The organism is Klebsiella sp. 2680, assembly GCF_900198535.1.
Taxonomy (GTDB): Bacteria; Pseudomonadota; Gammaproteobacteria; order Enterobacterales; family Enterobacteriaceae; genus Klebsiella; species Klebsiella indica.
On record NZ_FZNJ01000002.1, the window covers coordinates 762,866 to 782,141 of the forward strand.

18 protein-coding genes are annotated in these 19,276 nt (G+C 57.2%); 8 read left to right on the plus strand and 10 right to left on the minus strand.

Annotated features, from left to right (window positions below; translation table 11 throughout):
- Positions 1 to 25: 25 nt before the first annotated feature.
- From FN037_RS10970 to FN037_RS10995, 6 genes are all read left to right on the plus strand, one after another.
- Positions 26 to 433, plus strand: a complete 408-nt coding sequence (locus FN037_RS10970; RefSeq protein ID WP_142502219.1) for a DoxX family protein — start codon at positions 26 to 28, stop codon at positions 431 to 433.
- A 10-nt stretch (positions 434 to 443) separates the two neighbouring features.
- Positions 444 to 1,400: a glutathione S-transferase family protein gene (locus tag FN037_RS10975; RefSeq protein ID WP_138359900.1), complete on the plus strand. Its 957-nt coding sequence runs from the start codon at positions 444 to 446 to the stop codon at positions 1,398 to 1,400.
- 665 nt (positions 1,401 to 2,065) lie between these two features.
- Positions 2,066 to 4,000, plus strand: coding sequence for a sensor histidine kinase (locus FN037_RS10980; protein ID WP_142502220.1), 1,935 nt, complete (start codon positions 2,066 to 2,068; stop codon positions 3,998 to 4,000).
- A complete protein-coding gene (locus FN037_RS10985; RefSeq protein ID WP_142502221.1) occupies positions 3,997 to 4,695 on the plus strand; it encodes a response regulator transcription factor in 699 nt (232 codons plus the stop codon). The genes FN037_RS10980 and FN037_RS10985 overlap by 4 nt, the downstream gene beginning before the upstream one ends.
- 365 nt (positions 4,696 to 5,060) lie before the next feature.
- Positions 5,061 to 5,201 carry a small membrane protein gene (locus tag FN037_RS10990; RefSeq protein WP_138359902.1) on the plus strand — a complete coding sequence of 47 codons (141 nt, stop codon included), beginning with the start codon at positions 5,061 to 5,063 and terminating at the stop codon, positions 5,199 to 5,201.
- Positions 5,202 to 5,307: 106 nt separating this feature from the next.
- On the plus strand, positions 5,308 to 5,925 hold the full coding sequence (locus FN037_RS10995; RefSeq protein ID WP_138359903.1) for a transcriptional regulator: 618 nt from the start codon (positions 5,308 to 5,310) through the stop codon (positions 5,923 to 5,925).
- A 335-nt stretch (positions 5,926 to 6,260) separates the two neighbouring features.
- On the opposite strand, the gene FN037_RS11000 is transcribed toward FN037_RS10995, so the two are convergent.
- From FN037_RS11000 to FN037_RS11030, 7 genes are all read right to left on the minus strand, one after another.
- A complete protein-coding gene (locus tag FN037_RS11000) occupies positions 6,261 to 7,535 on the minus strand; it encodes a dicarboxylate/amino acid:cation symporter (RefSeq protein WP_142502222.1) in 1,275 nt (424 codons plus the stop codon).
- Positions 7,536 to 7,765: 230 nt separating this feature from the next.
- The gene (locus FN037_RS11005) at positions 7,766 to 9,280 is read right to left on the minus strand and encodes an ABC transporter substrate-binding protein (RefSeq protein ID WP_138359905.1); all 1,515 of its coding nucleotides are present in this window, start codon (positions 9,278 to 9,280) and stop codon (positions 7,766 to 7,768) included.
- Positions 9,261 to 10,292, minus strand: a complete 1,032-nt coding sequence (locus FN037_RS11010) for an ABC transporter ATP-binding protein (RefSeq protein ID WP_185929254.1) — start codon at positions 10,290 to 10,292, stop codon at positions 9,261 to 9,263. The genes FN037_RS11005 and FN037_RS11010 overlap by 20 nt, the downstream gene beginning before the upstream one ends.
- The gene (locus FN037_RS11015) at positions 10,292 to 11,272 is read right to left on the minus strand and encodes an ABC transporter ATP-binding protein (protein ID WP_142502224.1); all 981 of its coding nucleotides are present in this window, start codon (positions 11,270 to 11,272) and stop codon (positions 10,292 to 10,294) included. Before FN037_RS11015 ends, FN037_RS11010 begins: the two co-directional genes overlap by 1 nt.
- Positions 11,269 to 12,114 carry an ABC transporter permease gene (locus FN037_RS11020; RefSeq protein ID WP_142502225.1) on the minus strand — a complete coding sequence of 282 codons (846 nt, stop codon included), beginning with the start codon at positions 12,112 to 12,114 and terminating at the stop codon, positions 11,269 to 11,271. Before FN037_RS11020 ends, FN037_RS11015 begins: the two co-directional genes overlap by 4 nt.
- Entirely contained in the window at positions 12,111 to 13,049 is a 939-nt protein-coding gene (locus FN037_RS11025) for an ABC transporter permease (RefSeq protein WP_142502226.1), read from the minus strand. Before FN037_RS11025 ends, FN037_RS11020 begins: the two co-directional genes overlap by 4 nt.
- Positions 13,049 to 13,948: a proline iminopeptidase-family hydrolase gene (locus tag FN037_RS11030; RefSeq protein ID WP_142502227.1), complete on the minus strand. Its 900-nt coding sequence runs from the start codon at positions 13,946 to 13,948 to the stop codon at positions 13,049 to 13,051. The genes FN037_RS11025 and FN037_RS11030 overlap by 1 nt, the downstream gene beginning before the upstream one ends.
- Positions 13,949 to 14,151: 203 nt before the next feature.
- Here FN037_RS11030 and FN037_RS11035 point away from each other — a divergent pair, with 203 nt between their 5' ends.
- Positions 14,152 to 14,904 (plus strand): helix-turn-helix transcriptional regulator, encoded by a 753-nt coding sequence (locus tag FN037_RS11035; protein WP_142502228.1) that lies wholly within the window; start codon positions 14,152 to 14,154, stop codon positions 14,902 to 14,904.
- An 84-nt stretch (positions 14,905 to 14,988) separates the two neighbouring features.
- Positions 14,989 to 15,891 carry a proline iminopeptidase-family hydrolase gene (locus FN037_RS11040; protein ID WP_142502229.1) on the plus strand — a complete coding sequence of 301 codons (903 nt, stop codon included), beginning with the start codon at positions 14,989 to 14,991 and terminating at the stop codon, positions 15,889 to 15,891.
- 63 nt (positions 15,892 to 15,954) lie between these two features.
- Here FN037_RS11040 and FN037_RS11045 read toward each other — a convergent pair whose 3' ends face one another.
- The 3 genes from FN037_RS11045 to FN037_RS11055 all read right to left on the minus strand — a co-directional run bounded on the left by FN037_RS11045 (position 15,955) and on the right by FN037_RS11055 (position 19,275).
- Entirely contained in the window at positions 15,955 to 17,400 is a 1,446-nt protein-coding gene (locus tag FN037_RS11045; RefSeq protein ID WP_221887624.1) for an amidohydrolase family protein, read from the minus strand.
- 151 nt (positions 17,401 to 17,551) lie between these two features.
- The gene (locus FN037_RS11050; RefSeq protein ID WP_142502230.1) at positions 17,552 to 18,337 is read right to left on the minus strand and encodes an SDR family oxidoreductase; all 786 of its coding nucleotides are present in this window, start codon (positions 18,335 to 18,337) and stop codon (positions 17,552 to 17,554) included.
- Positions 18,337 to 19,275 carry a dihydrodipicolinate synthase family protein gene (locus FN037_RS11055; RefSeq protein ID WP_142502231.1) on the minus strand — a complete coding sequence of 313 codons (939 nt, stop codon included), beginning with the start codon at positions 19,273 to 19,275 and terminating at the stop codon, positions 18,337 to 18,339. The genes FN037_RS11050 and FN037_RS11055 overlap by 1 nt, the downstream gene beginning before the upstream one ends.
- Between the last annotated feature and the right edge of the window lies 1 nt (position 19,276).

Consider the following 19,276-nt stretch of genomic DNA (forward strand, 5'->3'; position numbering starts at 1 on the left):
ACACTCACAGGAGAGGATTTACATCATGATTGACCAACGTACTGCCCCATATGCCGCTCTGGTTATGCGTCTTGCTTTAGGTATTCTGTTTCTCGCGCATTTTGGCCTGAAATTCTTTGTCTTCACGCCTGCCGGCACGGCTAAATTCTTCGCCTCCCTCGGACTGCCGGGCTGGCTGGCCTATATCACCATGACCGTTGAACTCCTTGGCGCGATCGCCCTGATCCTCGGCGTGTATACCCGCATCGTGGCGGTCATATTGATCCCTATCCTGCTGGGCGCCATCTTTACCGTGCACGGTCCCGCCGGGTTCTTCTTCACCAATCCTAACGGTGGCTGGGAATTTCCGGCATTCTGGATTATCGGCCTGATCGTTCTGGCGCTGACCGGTGACGGGAAATACGCATTGAAACCAACGCCAGTAAAACTGTAACGGAGGCCGTATGCTGATCGACGGGAAATGGGCGGCGGAGTGGCACCCGGTACAGGCAACCGATAAACAGGGCGGCTTCGTGCGCCAGACCTCCAGCTTTCGCCACTGGGTGACGCCGGACGGTTCTCCCGGCGTCACCGGCGACGGCGGGTTTATCGCCGAGCCGGATCGTTATCATCTGTACGTGGCGCTGATCTGCCCGTGGGCTTCCCGTACGCTGATCGCCCGTAAGCTTAAAGGGCTGGAAGCGGTGATTAGCGTATCGGTCGTTGAGCCCTGGTTAATGGATGAAGGCTGGCACTTTGGCGATTATCCGGGTTCAGACCGCGATACGCTCAACCACGCCGAGTGGCTGCATCAGCTTTATACCCGGGCCGATCCGCGATTCACCGGGCGCGCCACGGTGCCCGTACTGTGGGATAAAAAAACCGCGACGATCGTCAACAACGAGTCTGCCGATATCGTGCGCATGTTTAACACCGGTTTTGGCCAACTGGCCCGCAACGATATCGACCTTTACCCCGCCGCGCTGCGGGAAGAGATCGACCAGCTCAATGCGGAGATTTATCCGCAGCTTAACAACGGCGTCTACCGGGCGGGGTTTGCCACCACGCAGGTCAGCTATCAGCAGGCGGTCACGGACGTTTTTGCCATGCTCGACAAGCTTGAAGCGCATCTGGCAACCCGTCAGTTTCTCTGCGGAGAGACGTTGACCGAGGCGGATATTCGCCTTTTTGTCACCCTTATCCGCTTTGATGCCGCCTACCACGGCCTGTTCAAATGCAATCTGCGTAAGTTAGTGGAATATGGCAATCTCGACCGCTATCTGCGCCAGATTCTGACCATTCCCGGCATCCGCGAAACGGTCAATATCGACCATATCAAAAAGGGCTACTACTCTATTAAGGCGCTGAATCCGAACGGTATCGTCCCCGTCGGCCCTGACCTCAGCCGCTACGGATTTTAGCCGCAGACGCTTACCATAACGTCGGCGTGTTTAATCGCGCCGCCGTTATCACCGCGCCCGAACGTAACAACCGCGTTTTTTAACCGGGCGTAGTAATCTCAGCCGCATCACGCTTTGCCGCCAGTTCTCCCACAAAACGCGTTGCGGGGATAACAGCAAAAATTTTTATCTTCTGACTGAACTTCTGCCTTGCATTTTATCCCCCATTCCGAATACGTTAACGTTAATTAAGAATTTTCCTACTACTGATCCGGCCAGTTTTTTGGCCTACAGATAACGCTGGAATAATATTGTCGACACCAGCAGAATGCGGCGTCGTTTCATCCTATACCCTAAATAATTCGCGTTGCTTAGAGCCTATCCCACCAGGTGTTATTGGCGCAGCCAGTTTGAACACGGCCAGCGCGAAAGAACCGGAGCGTACACGTAGTACGTGAGGATTCTGAGCACTGCCCGGGTTCAAAATGACAAGCAAGGGTGAGCGGGCGTAACCAACGCATAAGCAACTTGACGTATGACGGATATACACACTTATTTCCCGGATTTCGGGCTGCGGTCGTCTGGCCGTTAATATCCTGTTGATATTATTGAACCATGCCGCAAGGGGGGCGTGATTGAATCGTTTGTACGCTGTTTTTGCTATCCATAACGCCGGGCCCGGCCGCATGCACCGCAGGCTGCCTTTTTGGGCATGGTGTGGCGTCCTTTTTGCCCTGCACATCGGGACGCCAGCTCACGCGGAAGTCCGCCAGTTGGGGATCGATATTCCGGTCTATTGGTATACCGACGCCAGCAATACGATGACGCTGGACGCCTTCCTCGCCTTACCCAAAGGCGCGCTGAAACCCGTGGCGCAGATCCCGTCGTTTGGCTATTCGTCAAAGACCCTCTGGCTCCGGACGTTATTGCCTGCGGACTATTTTTCCGGCGAACAGCGCTGGCTACAGCTTGGCCCGTCATATGTTGATCATATGACCGTGTTCTATCGCCCCTATGGCAGTGATGGCCCGTGGATACAAAAAGAGTATGGCGATCGCAGCGCCACCAGGGATAATGACATCGACTATCGTAAAAGCGTGCTGATTTTACCGCCGCCGCCAACGGCGGAGGGGTACGAGATGGTCTTCCGTCTCCGGAGCACCAGTACCCTTCTTTTGCTGGCGACCCTCTTCTCACCACAAGAGTTTGTGCATACGGCCACGCTCTCTACCGCCTTCTGGAGCTTCTACTTCGGCCTCGCGGCGATTGCCAGCGCTATCGCCCTGTGTCTCGCCATTGTACTGCGCCGCCGTTTATTTTGGGGGATCTGTCTGGTCTCCCTCAACTATCCGCTGGTCGCGGCCCTGCACGGCTACCCGGCATGGCTATTTGGCGACGCCGTTCTGCCAGTACAGGATTACATGATCAGCAGCATATCGCTGATGAGCTATGCCACCACCCTGTGGCTGCATAGCGAATTCTTTGATCTGAAGAAGAATATGCCGCGCCTGCATCGACTACTGCTGGCGGCGATAGGTTTGAATATTGTTCTGCAAATCAGTATTCCACTGGGATTTTACGGTCTGGCGATGCAAATTAAAGCGGGTGTGTTCTTTATCGCCGCTCCCCTTCTGCTGATAACGTCCTGGACCCTGTGGCGACGCAAAGCGGTTGATCGGAAAACGCTGTTACTCGGGATACTGCCGCCGCTATACGTAGGGTGTACCGGGCTGGTTCTCCTCTCTATCAACGGTATTATTCCCTTTCACAACATGGTTTATTCCGCCTGGCAGTACGCATTGCTAGTCCATATTTTCATCGTATTGATTATCGCCGTACTGCGGGTACAAGCGGAAAATCGCGCTCTGATGCGCAAGAAACAGTTGGCGCGTGAACTGCAGATTGAGCGCGAGGCCAGCTTCCACCAGCGCCAGTTTATGGGCATCGTGGCGCATGAGTTCAGAACGCCGCTGGCGGTTATTCAGGCCGCGCTGGAAAACCTGCGCCTGTCCGCTGCCACATTCACCCAGAGTTCGCGCCTCGATCGCATGCAACGGGCCACAAACCGTCTGGTGCAGCTAACCGATAATTGCCTGGCCGATGCCCGCCTCTCCTCCTACGCCCTGAGCCCCGATAAGCAGGATACCCCCCTGCTGCAGGTCATCTTTATGGCTGCGACAGTGGTGGATTTGTCGCTGGATCACTATTTAAATGTTGTCCTTGAAGGGCAAACCGTCGGCCCTGAGTCGCCTTCTCCGGTGCTGTTTATCGATAGCGGGCTGTTGTGTATTGCCATCGCCAACCTGCTCGACAACTCGGTCAAATATTCCGTCTCCGGGGAGATTAGCGTCGAAATTTATCAGCAGGAAAAATGGATTGAAATCCGTATTAGCGACCACGGCCCCGGTATTCCGCCTGAGCAGGTCGCGTATATTTTCGAGCGCTATCGACGCGGCGAACCGCATGCGACCAACGCCTCCGGCACCGGACTGGGATTGTACGTCGCCCGACAAATCATCCACGCCCACGGCGGCGCTCTCTCGCTGGCAAAAAATACCTCTGCCGAATGCCAGTTTGCGCTCACGCTGCCAGCGGCTATACAGCAGGAGGACAAATCATGACGTTACGCGTGGCTATCATCGAAGATAGCGCTGATTTACTCGACGAACTGCTGGCCTTTTTACGCCATCGCGGACTGGACGTCTGGGGCGTACGCAGTGCCGAAGTGTTCTGGCGACAGCTGCACCGCAACCCTGTCGATATTGTGCTCATCGACATCAGCCTGCCGGGAGAAGACGGATTTAGCGTACTGGACTATCTGCATGAAATAGGTCAGTACGGGCTGATTGTTATCACCGCCAGAGGGCATGAGCAGGACAAACTGCAGGCGTTTAATGCCGGCGCCGATCTCTATCTGATTAAGCCGGTCAATTTCTCCGCCCTCGCGGATAACATTCATGCGCTTGGCGCCCGGCTTCAGCAGCAAAAACCGCCAGCACAGGTTGATCTACCGGTCGCCGCAAAGCCGGCAACCGCCTCCCCGTGGAAATTGCACACCGATCAGTTGATTGCGCCATCGGGGCTGAGCCTGCCGCTGACCCAGCAGGAATACCGGTTGCTGGAAATCTTAATGCGTAACCGCAATGAAGTGTGCAGCAAAGTTGAGCTACACGACTCTCTGTTTACCGATGAAGGCGAGCCGGAGCTGCACCGAATTGACGTGGTGATCAGCCGCCTGCGGCATAAAGCCCGTCTTCACGGCATCACGCTGCCGATTCGCGCTATTTTTGGCAAAGGCCTGGCGTTCATCTCCTGATCTCTCCCCGTCCGGCAGCCGTTATGTTGCCGGCTGACGGCGGCTCTTGCTGTCTCGCTTTTCCCCCTCACCGGATGAGTTCCGCATTTTTTGGTAACTTTTTTCGTTTTTTGAGAGAAATGAGAGGAATGAGACTGACAGACCACTAGGATTTTTCCTACATTGATTAGGCGTCGTGAACATACCGGCAACGTTTTCTGTAAAGAAAACAGGTTGTTGCAGAATTCAGCAATGACCACGCGCGAAGAGTTTGCCGTACGCTTTGGGCCATGCGCCGCCCGCCCAACCTGTAGATGAATATAAAATATTCTCGTGCCTGCGGTGTACGCTTTACTATCAAATAAATTTATTAAAGGATCCCAACCATGACCATGCAAACATGGTTAGCTTTACTGCTGTGCGTATTTTGCCTGTGCATTTCTGTCTACAGTCTTGTTTCTTATCTCAGAGACAGGAAAAAACAAAAGCTGCCGTTTTCAGCGAAGAACTCAATGCGTAGAAAATAAGGCCAGGCAATATAATAATAAAAAACTTGCATAGCAATAATCACCGCATACGCCGGAGGTATGGCCACGGAGTGGCGTTATGTTGATTCATCAGGAAAGTAACGCCATGAAAAAAATTAACATCGCAATCAATACCAAAAATACCTTCCTCAGAGAATCGCTGGTTTCAATGATCAACGAACTGATCCGCCATAATCGTCATCTGCACGTCACTTTTTCTTATAAGCATAATGATTTTTCAGATAAAGATATGATTATCGCTGAAGTTCTCCCCGGCGAGATTTATCTGTGTAATACCAGCATAAAAAACCGCAAAACGGGCAGTTCGGTGATTATATTACACAGCTATGACCCGCTTCCGGAAAAGGAACGCATTGTTAATTGTCTGAAGGGCGTTACCTTTGTCTCAATCAAATCCGTGCCTATTAATAAAATGTTTGACATTATTGCCGGGGAACTGAAAAAGAGTGAAAACCTGCCGCCAACGCCAACAGCCACTTCTGAGCTAATATGCAGCAACTGCCCGCATAAAATGCTATCAAGATCGCAGGTCGCCGTTGCCAGCGGCATTATTCATGGCTTCGACATCGGTAAAATATCCGCACTTCACAACGTGACGCCCAAAACTATCGTCTGGCACAAAAGTAAAATCATGGAAAAATATCGCCTTAATAATAATTATGACTTTTTTCAATTTATTAATTTATTGAAAGAGCGCTGGTAATCGCCCCAGAGTCAATCGTCAATAACGGAATGCGGGGCGAAATTAGGAATCTGACAGGTTATTTGACAAGGGATTCCGAAATATATCAAGGGGATGAAAAACATCTATTCAGTCGTTACTGACTGCATGTAACATGACCGGGTTTTCTGGTATGACGATACCGCCGCTAATACATTCTGCAACGTGCAGTCTGGTAGAAATACAATAAAAAAAACCTCTTTATCGAGGATTATTCACTTCGTCACATTGCCCCTCGCGTGCCTGTCAGGGGCCTCTTTTTTCAAACCCGCTTTATCCCCGGCATGAACGCCCCCCTCGCAGAGGGCGCATGTTTATCAGGCTTCGACCTGCTGAGGTCCGGCTTCGCTCTCCGGGATCGCATCCTCCAGTAAGCCTTCATTTTTTGACAGCATTGCGGTGGCGATACCGTTACCCAGCACGTTAATCGCCGAACGCCCCATATCGAGGAAATGGTCAATGCCCATCAGCAGCAAAATACCCGCCACCGGAATATTGAAGCTCGGAATTGTCGCGGCCAGCACCACCAGCGCGGAACGGGGTACCCCGGCAATCCCTTTCGACGCCAGCATCAGCGTCAGCATCATCACGCTAATTTCGCCGAAGCTAAGCTGAACGTTATAGGCCTGCGCGATAAACATCGCGGCGAAAGAGCAGTAGACCATCGAGCCGACGAGGTTAAAGGAGTAACCGATGGGCAGCACAAACGATGCGATGTTGCGCGAGCAGCCGAAGCTCACCAGGCGCTCCAGCGTCTTCGGATAGGCCGCTTCGGAACTGCTGGTGGTAAACGCCACCAGTACCGGGTCTTTCAGCATATTCAGCAGGCGAAACACCTCTTTTTTCAACACCATATAGCCCACTGCCAGCAGCACCATGCTGGTCAGCAGGATCGCCACGTAGTAACCGCCGATAAATGAAGCGTAGTTAAGCAGTATCCCCAATCCCTGAGCGGCGATAACCGAAGAAATGGCCGCGAAAATCGCCAGCGGTGCCACATACATCACGTATCCGGTCACCTTCAGCATAATATGGGAAACCACATTCAGCGCCGCCACCAGCGGCGCATTGAATTTTTCTCCCAGCGACGCCCCGGCAATGCCGAAGAACATTGAGAACACCACAATTTGCAGAATTTCGTTGTTGGCCATCGCCTCTGTAATGCTGGTCGGGATGGTATGGGTCAGAAAACCTTTTAAGCTCATCCCGCTCACCGCCAGCCCGGTATCCACAGACGCCTGAGGGATCGCCAGGTTCAAACCGGCGCCAGGATGCTCCAGGGTGACAATGACCAGCCCGACCAGAATGGACAGAATTGACGAAGTGATAAACCACACCATCGCTTTACCGCCGACCCGCCCGATGGTCGCCGTTTCGCCAAGGCGCATAATGCCGACCGTCAGGGTACTGAAGACCAACGGCGCAATCACCATCTTAATCAGGCGCAGGAACACGTCGGTGAGCAGCGTAATGTTTTCTGACCATGCGGTGATGGCGGCTGGCGCTGCGTATGCGTGGATGGCCGCGCCGGAGAGGATACCTAACAACATGAAAATGACGATGAACAGCGTGAGTTTGTTTGCACTTGCCACAAAAATTAACCCCTGATTTATTTAACCTGTTGATTTAATGCACATATATTCTATGTATTAGCGCACATTAAATATTCACCGCATAGATTGAATAAATGCCGGACCGGTCACAACTGTTTTTTAGTTTTTACAGGAAAAGTTAATCTGCACGTTGATGTACATCAATCCGGGCGGGTATCAGGGACGATCAAAAAAGCGCCGGCGACTGAAGCCGACCGGCGCAAGAGGCATCAGTTTTTGACGGTATCTTCAAGGAAGAATCGGCCCAGCGGATTCTGGTAAAAACCGTCAATATTTTTACGGCTGACGTTGCGGTACGGGCTGTAATACAGATCGATCCAGTTGACATCGGCCTTGGCCATTTTTTGCAGATCGATATACATCTGTTCGCGCTTTTTGCTATCCATTTCGACGCGCGCGGCGGCCACCAGCGCTTTCACCTTCTCGTTATGATAGCGGGTCATATAGTTCATATTGGCGTCGTGGCCAAGTACAAAGGTGGTTTTCTGGTCAGGGTCGAGAATATCGTTAGTCCAGTACATCACTGAAATATCGTAATCCCCGGCAACCAGCATATCCCAGCTCTGACTCGGATCGACCTTTTGTAAATTGACCGTCACCCCGGCTTTCGCCAGCTGCTGTTGCAATAAAATGGCGATTTGCTCGTCCACTTCATCCCCGGCGTTCACCACATAATTCAGCTTCAGGTTCTCGGCCCCCGCCGCTTTTAACATCTGCTTTGCCTTTTGCGGATCGTATGGCCGCCGCAGATTGTCCGCGTAGTGGTAAAGCGCCCCGGCCGGAATATAGGAGTTCGCCACCTGGCCATAGCCAAACGTCACGGTCTTGACGATCGCGTCTTTATCAATCGCAAAGTCCAGCGCCTGACGTACCGCCACTTTACCCAGCGCGCCGTGAGAATGGTTGATCAGCAGATGATCTTCGCGCGTGGAAGGATTGAGTTCAACCTTCAGATTCGCGTCCTTCTGTAATGACGCAATGCGCGAGAAAGGCACGTTCAGCGCGGCATCCAGTTCGCCCGCCTGCACTTTCAGCATACGGGTATTATCATCCGGGATCGTTAACCACTCCACGCCATCCAGGCTGACATTTTTCGCCTGCCAGAAGTAAGGATTCTTCACCAGCACGATTTTTTCACCGCGCTGCCACTCCTTAACGCTAAACGCGCCGGACCCCACCGGTTTTTCAGCAAATGCCTCTTCACCTTCCGCCTCCATCGCTTTTTGTGAAATCACCGAAGCATTGGGCAATGCCAGTTGCGACAAAAATGGCGCAGAAGGGGATTTCAGCGTCACCACCAGCGTGTGGGGATCCGGCGCCTCCGCTTTGGCGATAATGCTATACGAATCGCGCCACAGCGACCCCTCATCATCACGGATACGCATCAGGCTGAAAGCCGCATCGCTGGCGGTAACCGGCGTCCCGTCGGAAAATTTGGTATCGCGGATTTTAAAGGTATACACCTTACCATCCGGGGAAACCGTCCAGCTCTCGGCCACGCCCGGCTCCAGTTTCGTCCCCGTTTTATCGACTCGCACCAGCGGGTCGAAGACGTTGGAAAAGACCCAGTTATCGGCGTTTTGCGCCGATTTTATGGGATCGAAAGTGGTGCTGTCCTCGCGACGGCCTATGCTCAATACCCCCGCCGCCTGCGCCATTTCGCTTACCACGCTTAGCGCCAGAAAAACGCTGGCCGCCAGTAACTTAACATGCCTGTGCTTCATCAAAAGATCCCCCAGTCAAAGGAAAAACGGTCTCATCGCCTGCGTGGTTAAGTACGCAGGCATAAGTGCGGTCGGCAATCTGCCGGGTTGGTGGAGCGTCGGTGCGGCACTGCACCTGCGCATAAGGACAGCGCGGATGAAATGCACAGCCTTGCGGCACCGCGACGGGGCTGGGCGGTTCGCCTCCCAGCATATTCTTCGGCAACGGTTTGTCCGGGTCGATTTCCGGGATCGCCGAGACCAACGCGGCGGTATAGGGATGCAACGGCCGGGTGAAGAGCGCCTCCGCAGGCCCCTCTTCCACGATCCGTCCGAGGTACATGACCGCAACGCGATCGCAGAGCCGACGAACAATCGCCAGATCGTGAGCGATAAACAGAATCGCCAGCCCTATCGTCTCGCGCAGCGTCATTAATAAATTGACAATCTGTCCCTGAATGGAAACATCCAGCGCTGCGACGCATTCATCCGCCACAATCAGCCGGGGTTCCATGGCCAGCGCTCTGGCAATACCGGCGCGCTGACACTGACCGCCGCTAAGCTGAGCCGGTTTCGCGCTGGCCTGCTGCGGACGCAGGCCCACCTGGGTGAGCAGCTCCGCCACCCGCCGGTCAACCTCGCCCCGCGCCACCTTCCGATGTACGCGCAACACCTCGGCAATACTTTCCCCCACGGTCTGACGCGGATTCAGCGACGCAAAGGGGTCCTGGAAAATCATCGCGCTTTGCTGCCGCAAGCGGGCGATATCGCTGGTCAGGCCGTGGGTGATGCGTTGCCCCTCGAAGCGCACCTCTCCGGCGGCGACCCGCTCAAGCTGTAACAGCGCCCGTCCCAGGGTACTTTTTCCGCTACCAGATTCGCCGACCAGACCGAGCGTCTCGCCAGGATAGATTTGCAACGAGACCTGATTGACCGCATGTACGACCCGTTTCGGTTGCCAAAGCCCGCCGGAAACCGGAAAAGTGACGGACAGATTATCGGCCTCCATCAACGGCCAGTGAGCGTGAATCATTATCCCTCCCGCCGGGTGAGCGCAGGCAATATATGATGGCAGGCGGCCGCATGGCTCTGACTACCCTGCCGGTAATGCAGTAAGGGCTGGCGCTGGCAGGCTTCATCTGCGCGGCGGCAGCGCGGGTGAAAGCGACAGCCTGGCGGAAAGTGATCGGCAACCGGCGGCTGCCCGTCGATAGTCATTAACCGCCCCTGTCCACCTTCGCTGGCGGGCTGACAGTCGATCAGCCCGCGGGTATAGGGGTGCAGCGGCCCGGCCAGCACTTCACGCTTATCGCCAACCTCACACAACCGGCCGCCATACATCACCGCAATCCGGTCGCAGGTTTGCGCCACCACGCCAAGGTCATGCGTGATCATCACGATCGCCAGCCCCAGTTCGCTGCGCAGGTCGCTGAGCAGACGCAAAATCTGCATCTGCACGGTTACGTCCAGCGCGGTCGTCGGTTCATCGGCGATCAACAGCGCAGGCTCTGGCGCAAGGGCGACGGCAATCATCGCCCGCTGGCGCATCCCGCCGGAAAACTCATGCGGATAGTTATTGAGCCGGTTTTGCGGATCGGGGATCCCCACCTGGCGCAGCAGCGCCAGCGCATCCTCCCGCGCCTGACGACGACTGGCGCCGAAATGGAGGCGGCGACTTTCGGCAATCTGTTCGCCGATGGTCATCACCGGATTCAGGTGGCTGGTGGGATTCTGGAAAATCATGCCGATTTCCCGGCCGCGCAGCGCCGACATTTGCCTTTCACTCAGGGACAATATCTCCCGTCCCCCCAGCAGCACCTCACCGCCGGTGATCCGCAATCCGGCCCCCGGCAACAGACGCATCAGCGCCCGACAGGTAACGGTTTTCCCCGACCCGCTCTCACCGACCAGGCCGAGCATCTCCCCGGCGTCAAGCGTGAACGAAACATCATCCACCAGCGCGATATTTTCACCGCGCGTGACCGTCAGGTGATTCACCTCCAGCAGGCTCATACACGTTCTCCTAATTTATCGCCCAGCCCGTCGGCCAGCAGGCTAAACCCCATCGCCAGCAGCACGATAGCGAGGCCCGGAAAGGTGGTTATCCACCATGCGGTGGTAATAAAACTCTGCCCTTCCGCCACCATCACGCCCCATTCGGCGGTTGGCGGCTGTACGCCAAGCCCCAGATAACTCACCGACGCCCCGTTCAGCAGCACCAGGACACAGTCGGACATCGAAAAAACGATGGCTCCGGTCAGGGCGTTCGGCAGCAGATGGCGGAACAAAATGCGCAGATGGCCGTAGCCCAGACTGCGGGCCGCCAGAATAAAATCGCGCTGTTTAAGGGTCAGAACCTGGGCGCGCACCAGTCGGGCGTAGGAGACCCAGCCGACCATTGCCATAGCGATATAAAAGCTGCTCAGCCCTGGTCCGAGAATGGCAATAATCGCCAGCATCAGCACCAGAAAGGGAAAAGCCAGCACGATATCGATAATGCGCATCACCAGCGCGTCAACCACGCCGCCAGAATAGCCGGAGAGCGCGCCGAGGGTGGTGCCGAGCATAAAGGGAAACAGCACCCCCAACAGGCAGATCTGCAGATCTATCCGCGCGCCCCACAGCACGCGAGAAAAAACATCGCGACCAAAGTTATCGGTGCCGAAGGGATGCGCGCCGCCCGGCGGCAACAGGGCCGCGGCCGCATCCTGATTAATCGGATCGAACGGCGCTATCCACGGCGCCAGACAGGCGATCAGTAGCCACAAGCCAACAATCGCCAGCCCGGCGTATAACGCCTGCTGGCGCGGAATAGCCCGGCGCCGCAAACGGGACAAGGTAGCTATCGCCTTCATAGTTTTATCCTCGGGTCGAGCGCGACGGTCAGCAGATCCGCCAGCAGGCTGACCGCCACGGTAGCCAGCGCAAAGACCATCACCACGCCCTGAACCACCATGTAGTCGCGGCTAAAAATCGCCTTTACCAGCAGTTGCCCCAGGCCGGGGATAGCGAACACGCTTTCAATCACCACCGTACTGCCAATTAACCAGCCAATGTTCACCGCCAGCAGATTGATGGTCGGCACCAGTGAATTCGGCAGCACATGCCGCCAGAAGATGCGCCTTTCCTGCTGCCCGCGCGCCCGTGCCGCCACAACATAGTCGCTACTCATTTCCATCAGCAGACTGGCGCGCAGGTTACGAATCAATACGGCGGAAAGGGCCAGCGCGACGGTCAGGCACGGCAGCGCCATATGGTGCATGCGGTCTAAAAAATCGCTGCCGTAACCGGAGACCGGAAACCAGTCGAGTACGATGCTGAACAGCAGAATCAGCATAATGCCGAGCCAGAACGCCGGAAACCCGAGCCCGGCGGTGGTAAAAAGGCGAATCAACCGATCGGCGAGACGCCCGCGCTGGCGGGCGGCAATGGCCGCCAGCGGCACCGTCAACACAATCGCCAGCAGAACGCTGCCCAGCACCAGCCATAGCGTCGGCTCCAGACGCGAAGCGATCAGCTTCAGGGTATCGACCCGGTAAACAATCGACTTCCCCAGTTCTCCCTGCAGCAGGTTGCGCAGAAAATAGCCATATTGCACCCATAGCGGCTCATCCAGACCAAACTGCGCGCGAATGCGGGCCAGCGCCGCCGGCGTGCTACGGACGCCCAGCAGAATCCGCGCCGGATCGCCGGGGATCGCGCGCACCATCATGAAGGTAATCAGGCTAATGCCGAGCAGAACCGGCAGCAGCTGTAACGGACGAAAAAGCAAAAATCGGTAGCGATGCATCAACAGCCTCCCGCATCGCGCTGACGCGCCAGAAAGTCGAGCAGCACCGGATAGTAGGCCTGCGGCTCTTCGTAAAACGGCATATGGCTGCTGTTGGCAAAAATCGCGATTTCGGCATTTGCCAGCCCCTGTTTCATTTTCAGGGCGCAGGCGGGAGTCAGCTCATCATGCTGTCCGCTGGTAATCAGGCACGGTACGCGAATTGAGGCCAGCTCAGCGCTACGGTTCCACGCTTTTAAATTCCCGGTATAGAGGAATTCATTCGGCCCCTGCATGGTGGTATAAGGCCCCATATTCCAGTCCTCAAGCGAGCGCTTAACCGGATCGGGCCAGACGTCAAGACGACAAACGTGGCGATAATTCAGCAGAGTAATCGCCGCCTGATAGGCCGGATGATCCAACCAGCCCAGCGCTTCATAGCGCTGCATCATGGCAACGGTTTCCGCCCCCAGCGCCCCGCGCAGACGATTCAGTTCCTGCACCAGATGCGGCATATCGGCAACGGTGTTTTCCAGAATCAGCGAACGAATTGCGCCAGGATGGTGCAATGCCACTTCAATCGCCAGCCAGCCGCCCCACGAATGACCAAGCAGGTGTACCGGGCCGAGCTCCAGCGCCTGACGGACGGTTTCCACTTCTCGCACGTAGCGCGCCATCGTCCATAAGCTGGCGTCATCGGGACGGTCGGATTTTCCGGTACCCAACTGGTCAAATGCAATCACCCGATAACCGTGCTGTTTCAGACAGGCGTGGGCTTCGCGCAGATAGTCGCACGGCAATCCCGGCCCGCCGTTGAGGCAGAGAACGGTCTCCTCGCCGTCGCCAAATTGATACGCCACGACGTTATAACCATCCACCGTAATGTTATGGCATCGATCGGCCGCTATTTCGCTCCACATACTGTGCTCCTCATCGTCGATGGTTCCGGCTACCGGGGTTGCTTTAACGCTAACGGCATCGCCGGAAACTGAACAGTTAGCAAAAATACTAGTTTTGCGCCGCGCCGGGACGGCACCAGAATTGCATACCTCAGGCTGAGTAACTGGCGGATTTGCACAAATCGTGCCCGTCGCCGGTCTCGTTTTAACGTGAAGGGGGTTATATGCGACTGGAGTTTGAACGCCCCGGCAGCGTCCGGGCGAACAGTCTGGAGGAGGCATTCGGCGGACTTTTTCAGCATACCCGGACGCTGGGATTTGACGCAGTCATTTACGACTACACGCCGGTCCCGCGTTCACTGGAAGGGGATCTGATTACGCCGTCGCTGCTAAAAACCTGCAATGTGCCGGAGGATATGCGCCAGCTATGGTGCGAACACGGATATTATCAGGTTGATCCGGTGCAGCACTGCGCGCTGGAAAGCTGCGCGCCCTTTGTCTGGTCCTATCAGCGGTCAGACAGTAGCATACTGCGCGGCAGGCTCGGCCATCAGGCCGCCGCCGTCACCGACTATATGCGCGAACACAATATGCCCTGCGGCGCAACGGTTCCCCTGCATCTGCCCAATGGCGGCTTCGTCACCCTCACCGGTATTCACACCGGCCCGCGTCAGGAGCGAGAAATCAGCGCCACCCTGGCGCAATTGATGCTGATCGCCCACCAGTTCCAGGAATCGGCCTTTCCGCTGTTCGACAGCACCATGCTCACCTGCCGTCACGTGAAGTTGAGCAACCGCGAGCGCGAATGCCTGGCGTGGTCCGCCGAAGGACTGACCGCCAAGGAGATTGCCCGTAAGCTGCATCGTTCGGTGGCGACGGTGACGCTGCATCTGAATACCGCCGCGAAAAAGCTGGGCGCCAGCAACCGCGTGCAGGCGGTGGTCCGCGCCCTGCACTACCGCCTGCTCGACAGCTAAGATCTAGCATTTTTGCTAGTGTTCAGCGCCGGTCGCCAGCCTTTACCCTGAAAGCCAGTTCACTTAGCAGGGTAAAGATGATTCATGTATACCATCAGCGAAGGCTACGCCCCGTTTCGGCGCTATCAAACCTGGTTTCGTATTTGCGGCGACCTCAATAGCGGGCTGACGCCGCTGGTCATCGCCCACGGCGGGCCGGGGTGTACGCATGATTATGTCGATGCGTTCCGCGATATCGCCCTTACCGGGCGGGCGGTGATCCACTACGATCAGTTAGGCAACGGGCGTTCAACCCATCTCCCGCAGCAGCCCGCCGACTTCTGGCAACCGGCGCTGTTTCTCGACGAACTGGACAATCTGCTGCAACATCTCAATATTGCCGATAATTACGCCCTGCTCGGCCAGTCATGGGGCGGCATGCTCGGCGCAGAGCACGCGGTAAGGCAGCCTGAGGGGTTAAAAGCGCTGGTTATCGCCAACTCCCCGGCCTCAATGGCGCTGTGGTTACAGGGCGCGGCAACGCTCCGCGCGCAGCTGCCCGCTGACGTCCAGCAAACGCTGCTGGCCCATGAAGCAGCGGGCACGCTGGACAGCGCGGAATATAAGGCGGCAAGCCAGGTATTTTATCAACGCCATGTCTGTCGGCTCGATCCCTGGCCGCCGGAAGTCCGGCGCACCTTTGATGCCATGGATGCCGACCCGACGGTCTATCACGCGATGAACGGCCCCACCGAATTCCATGTGATCGGCAGCATGAAAGCGTGGACCATTATCGACCGACTCGCGCGGATTACGGTGCCGGTCCTGCTGATTTCCGGGCGTTACGATGAAGCGACGCCGGAGGTGGTGCAGCCCTTTATGGACCACATTCCCGACGTGCGGTGGACAATTTTCGACGCCTCAAGCCATATGCCGCATGTGGAAGAACGGGAACTGTGCATGAAAACGGTGAACGACTTTTTGCACAGCGCGATCCCGGCGGCATAATCCCCGCCGTTCGCCGGAAGCCAGTCGTTAAGGCTGAACGATACCGGTGAACGGCGCACTTCTTTACCGACGAATCACCTGCCCTGCCGTCTGATGGCGGATTTCGCCCTCGGCCCAGGCCAGTTGACCATTCACCCACACTTTTTCGATCCCTTCGGCCCGGAGACACGGTTGCGCAAAAGTCGCGCTATCCTGCACCGTCCGCGGGTTAAACAGCACCAGGTCGGCATAATATCCAACGGCGATCCGCCCGCGACGGGCGATGCCCAGCTCCGCGGCGGGCAGGCCGCTCATCTTATTCACCGCCGTGTACAGCGGGAACAACCCCAGCTCGCGGCTGTAATGCCCCAGCACCCGGGGAAAGGTACTCCATAAACGCGGATGCGGATGCTCATCATGCGGCATGCCGTCAGAGCCAATCATCGTCGGCGGGAACGCCAGAATACGCTGGACATCGTCCTCATCCATCATGAAATAGATCGCCCCGGCGGGCATCAGCCGCTGCGCCGCCGCTTCATCGCTGACGCCCCAGTCGGCGGCGATATCGGCCAGCAGCCGTCCGGCATGCTGCGGATGCGGCGTCGACCAGCTCACCAGCACTTTTGCCGCTCTGGCGATAAAGGCCGGGTTTAAGGTGGTGGATGAGGCGTTATAGGGGTAGCAATCCAGCGACACCGGCTGGCGCGCGCGGGCAGCCTGAATGCTGGCCAGCGTTTCCCGCGAACGGCCATGGTTTTTCACCCCGGCCAATTTATGGTGGGAAATCAACACCCGCACCCCTAACCGACGGCCGATCTCGTAGGTTTCTTCCAGCGACTCCAGCACCGCTTCCGCTTCGTTACGCATATGCGTGGCGTACAACGCCCCGTAGCGCGCCAGCGGCTCGGCCACCGCGACAATCTCATCGATAGTCGCCGCCCGCGCGGGGGGATAAAAGGTGCCGGTAGAGAAGCCAAAAGCGCCAGCGGCCAGAGACTCCTCAAGCCGTTCGCGCATCCGGGCGCACTCATCTTCACTGGCGCTACGCGTCAGCGAATCGCCCATCACGCTGGCGCGCAGCGTGGTATGGCCCACCATGCAGGCGGCGTTGACGGCAATCCCGTTGTTGGTTAATGCCGCCAGATAGTCGGCGAAACGGGGAAAGCGCAGCCACTCGGGAGTGGCTATCAGATCCAGCGGCGCGGGAACGTGCGCCATCTGCGCTGGCGCCAGGCTCAGGCCGCAGTTGCCGGTAATCACCGTGGTGACCCCTTGCGAGAGCTTGGCGCTCATCATTCCCGGCATGAGCAACGCCCGATCGTCATGGGTATGAACATCAATAAACCCCGGCGCCAGCGCCAGCCCCTGCGCCTCAATAATATGTTCCCCGACAAGCGAACCGGGCGCGCCAATGGCGGTAATATATTCACCGGCAATCGCCACATCCGCCGGCACCGGTGGCTCGCCGCCGCCGTCAAAGAGCAACACGTCCCGCAGCACCCGGGTCGCACCATGCATCACCTTATTCATCGCCATTCTCCATACTAAGAGCCTATCCAGGTAGACGTTATTGGCGCAGACAGTTTGAACACGGTCAGCGGAGCGTACACGTAGTACGTGAGGATTCTGAGCACTGCCCGGGTTCAAAACGACAAGCAAAATAGCCCTAATGGGCCAGGCGCTAAAGAGAGGGGAGCATCCCGCCATCAACCCGCAACACGCTGCCGGTGATGAACGACGCCTGCTGGCTGGCGAGGAACGCCGCCGCCGCGCCGTACTCCTCCGGTCGACCGTAACGCCCGACCGGGATCGTCTGCTGGCTTTTACTGCGCACCGTCTCGACGCTCACCCCTTCCCGCCCGGCGCGGGCGGCGTCAAGCTGACCCACGCGCTCCGTGGCAATGCGTCCCGGCACCAGCACGTTCACCGTGATGCCGCTGGCGGCGACTTCCCCGGCCAGCGTTTTCGACCAGCCCATCAGCGCCATACGCAGGGTATTCGACACCCCCAGATTAGCAATTGGCGCGACCACGCCGGAAGAGGTGCTGGTAATAACGCGTCCCCAGCCGTTCGCCCGCATGTCGGGCAGCACCTTATCGGTCAACTGAATAAGCGAGCTGACCATCGCGCTGAACTGCCGTTGCCAGATGTCCGGGTCCACGCCTGCGGCGGTAGAGGGCGCCGGACCGCCGGAGTTATTCACCAGAATGGCGATCGCGCCAAAGCGCTGGCGGATCTCGCTGAGGACCGCATCAAAGGTTTGCGGGGCCGCCAGATCCAGCCGCCAGGCCTGGGCTTCGCCGCCAGCCTGCGTAATCAGCTTCACCGTCTCGGCCAGCTTTTCTTCATTGCGTCCGGTCACCGCGACCTTGACGCCTTCGGCAGCCAGCGCCTGCGCGATGGCGCGCCCTAAACCGCTTCCCGCGCCGCACACCAGCGCCGTTTTTCCGGCAATCATAAAATCCATCAGTTCAGTCCTTTTTCGGCGAGTTTTCGTTCCAGACGGGCCATCAGCCCGCTCAGTTCCTGCTGGTCGATACTGTCAAGAACCGGCCCCGGCTGGCGAACCGCCGCGCTTTTTATCGCTCCGCGCCGACGCAGCGCCTCTTTGCGTAGCCCCAGGCCAATGCCATACTGAAACTCATGGCGCAGCAGCGGCAGGTAGCAGTCGAAAATATCCTCGCCCCGCGCCGGATCGCCCACGGCATAGGCCTGACAGACCTGTACCAGCATTTCCGGCCAGGCAAAACCGGTCATCGCGCCATCGGCTCCGCGCGCCAGCTCCTGCGGCAAAAAGAGGCCGCCGTTACCCACCAGCACGCTGATGCGGCGCAGCCCCAGCGTCTCGCTCTGGCTGCGGAGCTGGCTGAGTTTGCGCATCCCCGGCAGGTCTTCATGCTTAAGCATCACGATTTGCGGCAGCGCATCAATCAGACGCAGCATCACCGGGACAGAGGTATGCACTTTGGTCGATTGCGGGAAGTCCTGCAGACAAATCGGCACCTCGCCGCCAAGCAGGTGCGCAACGCTGAGAAAGTAATTTTCCACCTGCGGATCGGTGACCAGATTCGGGCCAGGCGCCAGCATGACCCCTGCCGCCCCTTTATCCATCGCCGTTTTCGCCAGACGTTCAACGTGGCGGTGGGAAGCATGGCTGACGCCGACCACGACCGGCACGCGCCCGTTGACCCGCGCCAGCACCCGCTGCATAAAGATCAGCGCCTCTTCTTCGGTGAGCTTATGCGCCTCCCCCATCATGCCGAGAATAGTGATACCGCTGACGCCCTTTTCGAGGTAGAAGTCGGTCAGGCTGTCCGCGCTGGCTAAATCCAGTTCTCCGCTGTCGGTAAATGGCGTGGCGGAAATAATGTAGACGCCCTTCGCCTGTTCATTCAGTTTGTTCATT

Bases quoted from the DNA above. Each gene is read 5' to 3' on its own strand.
- FN037_RS10970 (WP_142502219.1), top strand. From the start codon at position 26: ATGATTGACCAACGTACTGCCCCATATGCCGCTCTGGTTATGCGTCTT.
- FN037_RS10975 (WP_138359900.1), top strand. From the start codon at position 444: ATGCTGATCGACGGGAAATGGGCGGCGGAGTGGCACCCGGTACAGGCA.
- FN037_RS10980 (WP_142502220.1), top strand. From the start codon at position 2,066: ATGCACCGCAGGCTGCCTTTTTGGGCATGGTGTGGCGTCCTTTTTGCC.
- FN037_RS10985 (WP_142502221.1), top strand. From the start codon at position 3,997: ATGACGTTACGCGTGGCTATCATCGAAGATAGCGCTGATTTACTCGAC.
- FN037_RS10990 (WP_138359902.1), top strand. From the start codon at position 5,061: ATGACCATGCAAACATGGTTAGCTTTACTGCTGTGCGTATTTTGCCTG.
- FN037_RS10995 (WP_138359903.1), top strand. From the start codon at position 5,308: ATGAAAAAAATTAACATCGCAATCAATACCAAAAATACCTTCCTCAGA.
- FN037_RS11005 (WP_138359905.1), bottom strand. From the start codon at position 9,280: ATGAAGCACAGGCATGTTAAGTTACTGGCGGCCAGCGTTTTTCTGGCG.
- FN037_RS11010 (WP_185929254.1), bottom strand. From the start codon at position 10,292: ATGATTCACGCTCACTGGCCGTTGATGGAGGCCGATAATCTGTCCGTC.
- FN037_RS11015 (WP_142502224.1), bottom strand. From the start codon at position 11,272: ATGAGCCTGCTGGAGGTGAATCACCTGACGGTCACGCGCGGTGAAAAT.
- FN037_RS11020 (WP_142502225.1), bottom strand. From the start codon at position 12,114: ATGAAGGCGATAGCTACCTTGTCCCGTTTGCGGCGCCGGGCTATTCCG.
- FN037_RS11025 (WP_142502226.1), bottom strand. From the start codon at position 13,049: ATGCATCGCTACCGATTTTTGCTTTTTCGTCCGTTACAGCTGCTGCCG.
- FN037_RS11030 (WP_142502227.1), bottom strand. From the start codon at position 13,948: ATGTGGAGCGAAATAGCGGCCGATCGATGCCATAACATTACGGTGGAT.
- FN037_RS11035 (WP_142502228.1), top strand. From the start codon at position 14,152: ATGCGACTGGAGTTTGAACGCCCCGGCAGCGTCCGGGCGAACAGTCTG.
- FN037_RS11040 (WP_142502229.1), top strand. From the start codon at position 14,989: ATGTATACCATCAGCGAAGGCTACGCCCCGTTTCGGCGCTATCAAACC.
- FN037_RS11045 (WP_221887624.1), bottom strand. From the start codon at position 17,400: ATGAATAAGGTGATGCATGGTGCGACCCGGGTGCTGCGGGACGTGTTG.
- FN037_RS11050 (WP_142502230.1), bottom strand. From the start codon at position 18,337: ATGGATTTTATGATTGCCGGAAAAACGGCGCTGGTGTGCGGCGCGGGA.
- FN037_RS11055 (WP_142502231.1), bottom strand. From the start codon at position 19,275: ATGAACAAACTGAATGAACAGGCGAAGGGCGTCTACATTATTTCCGCC.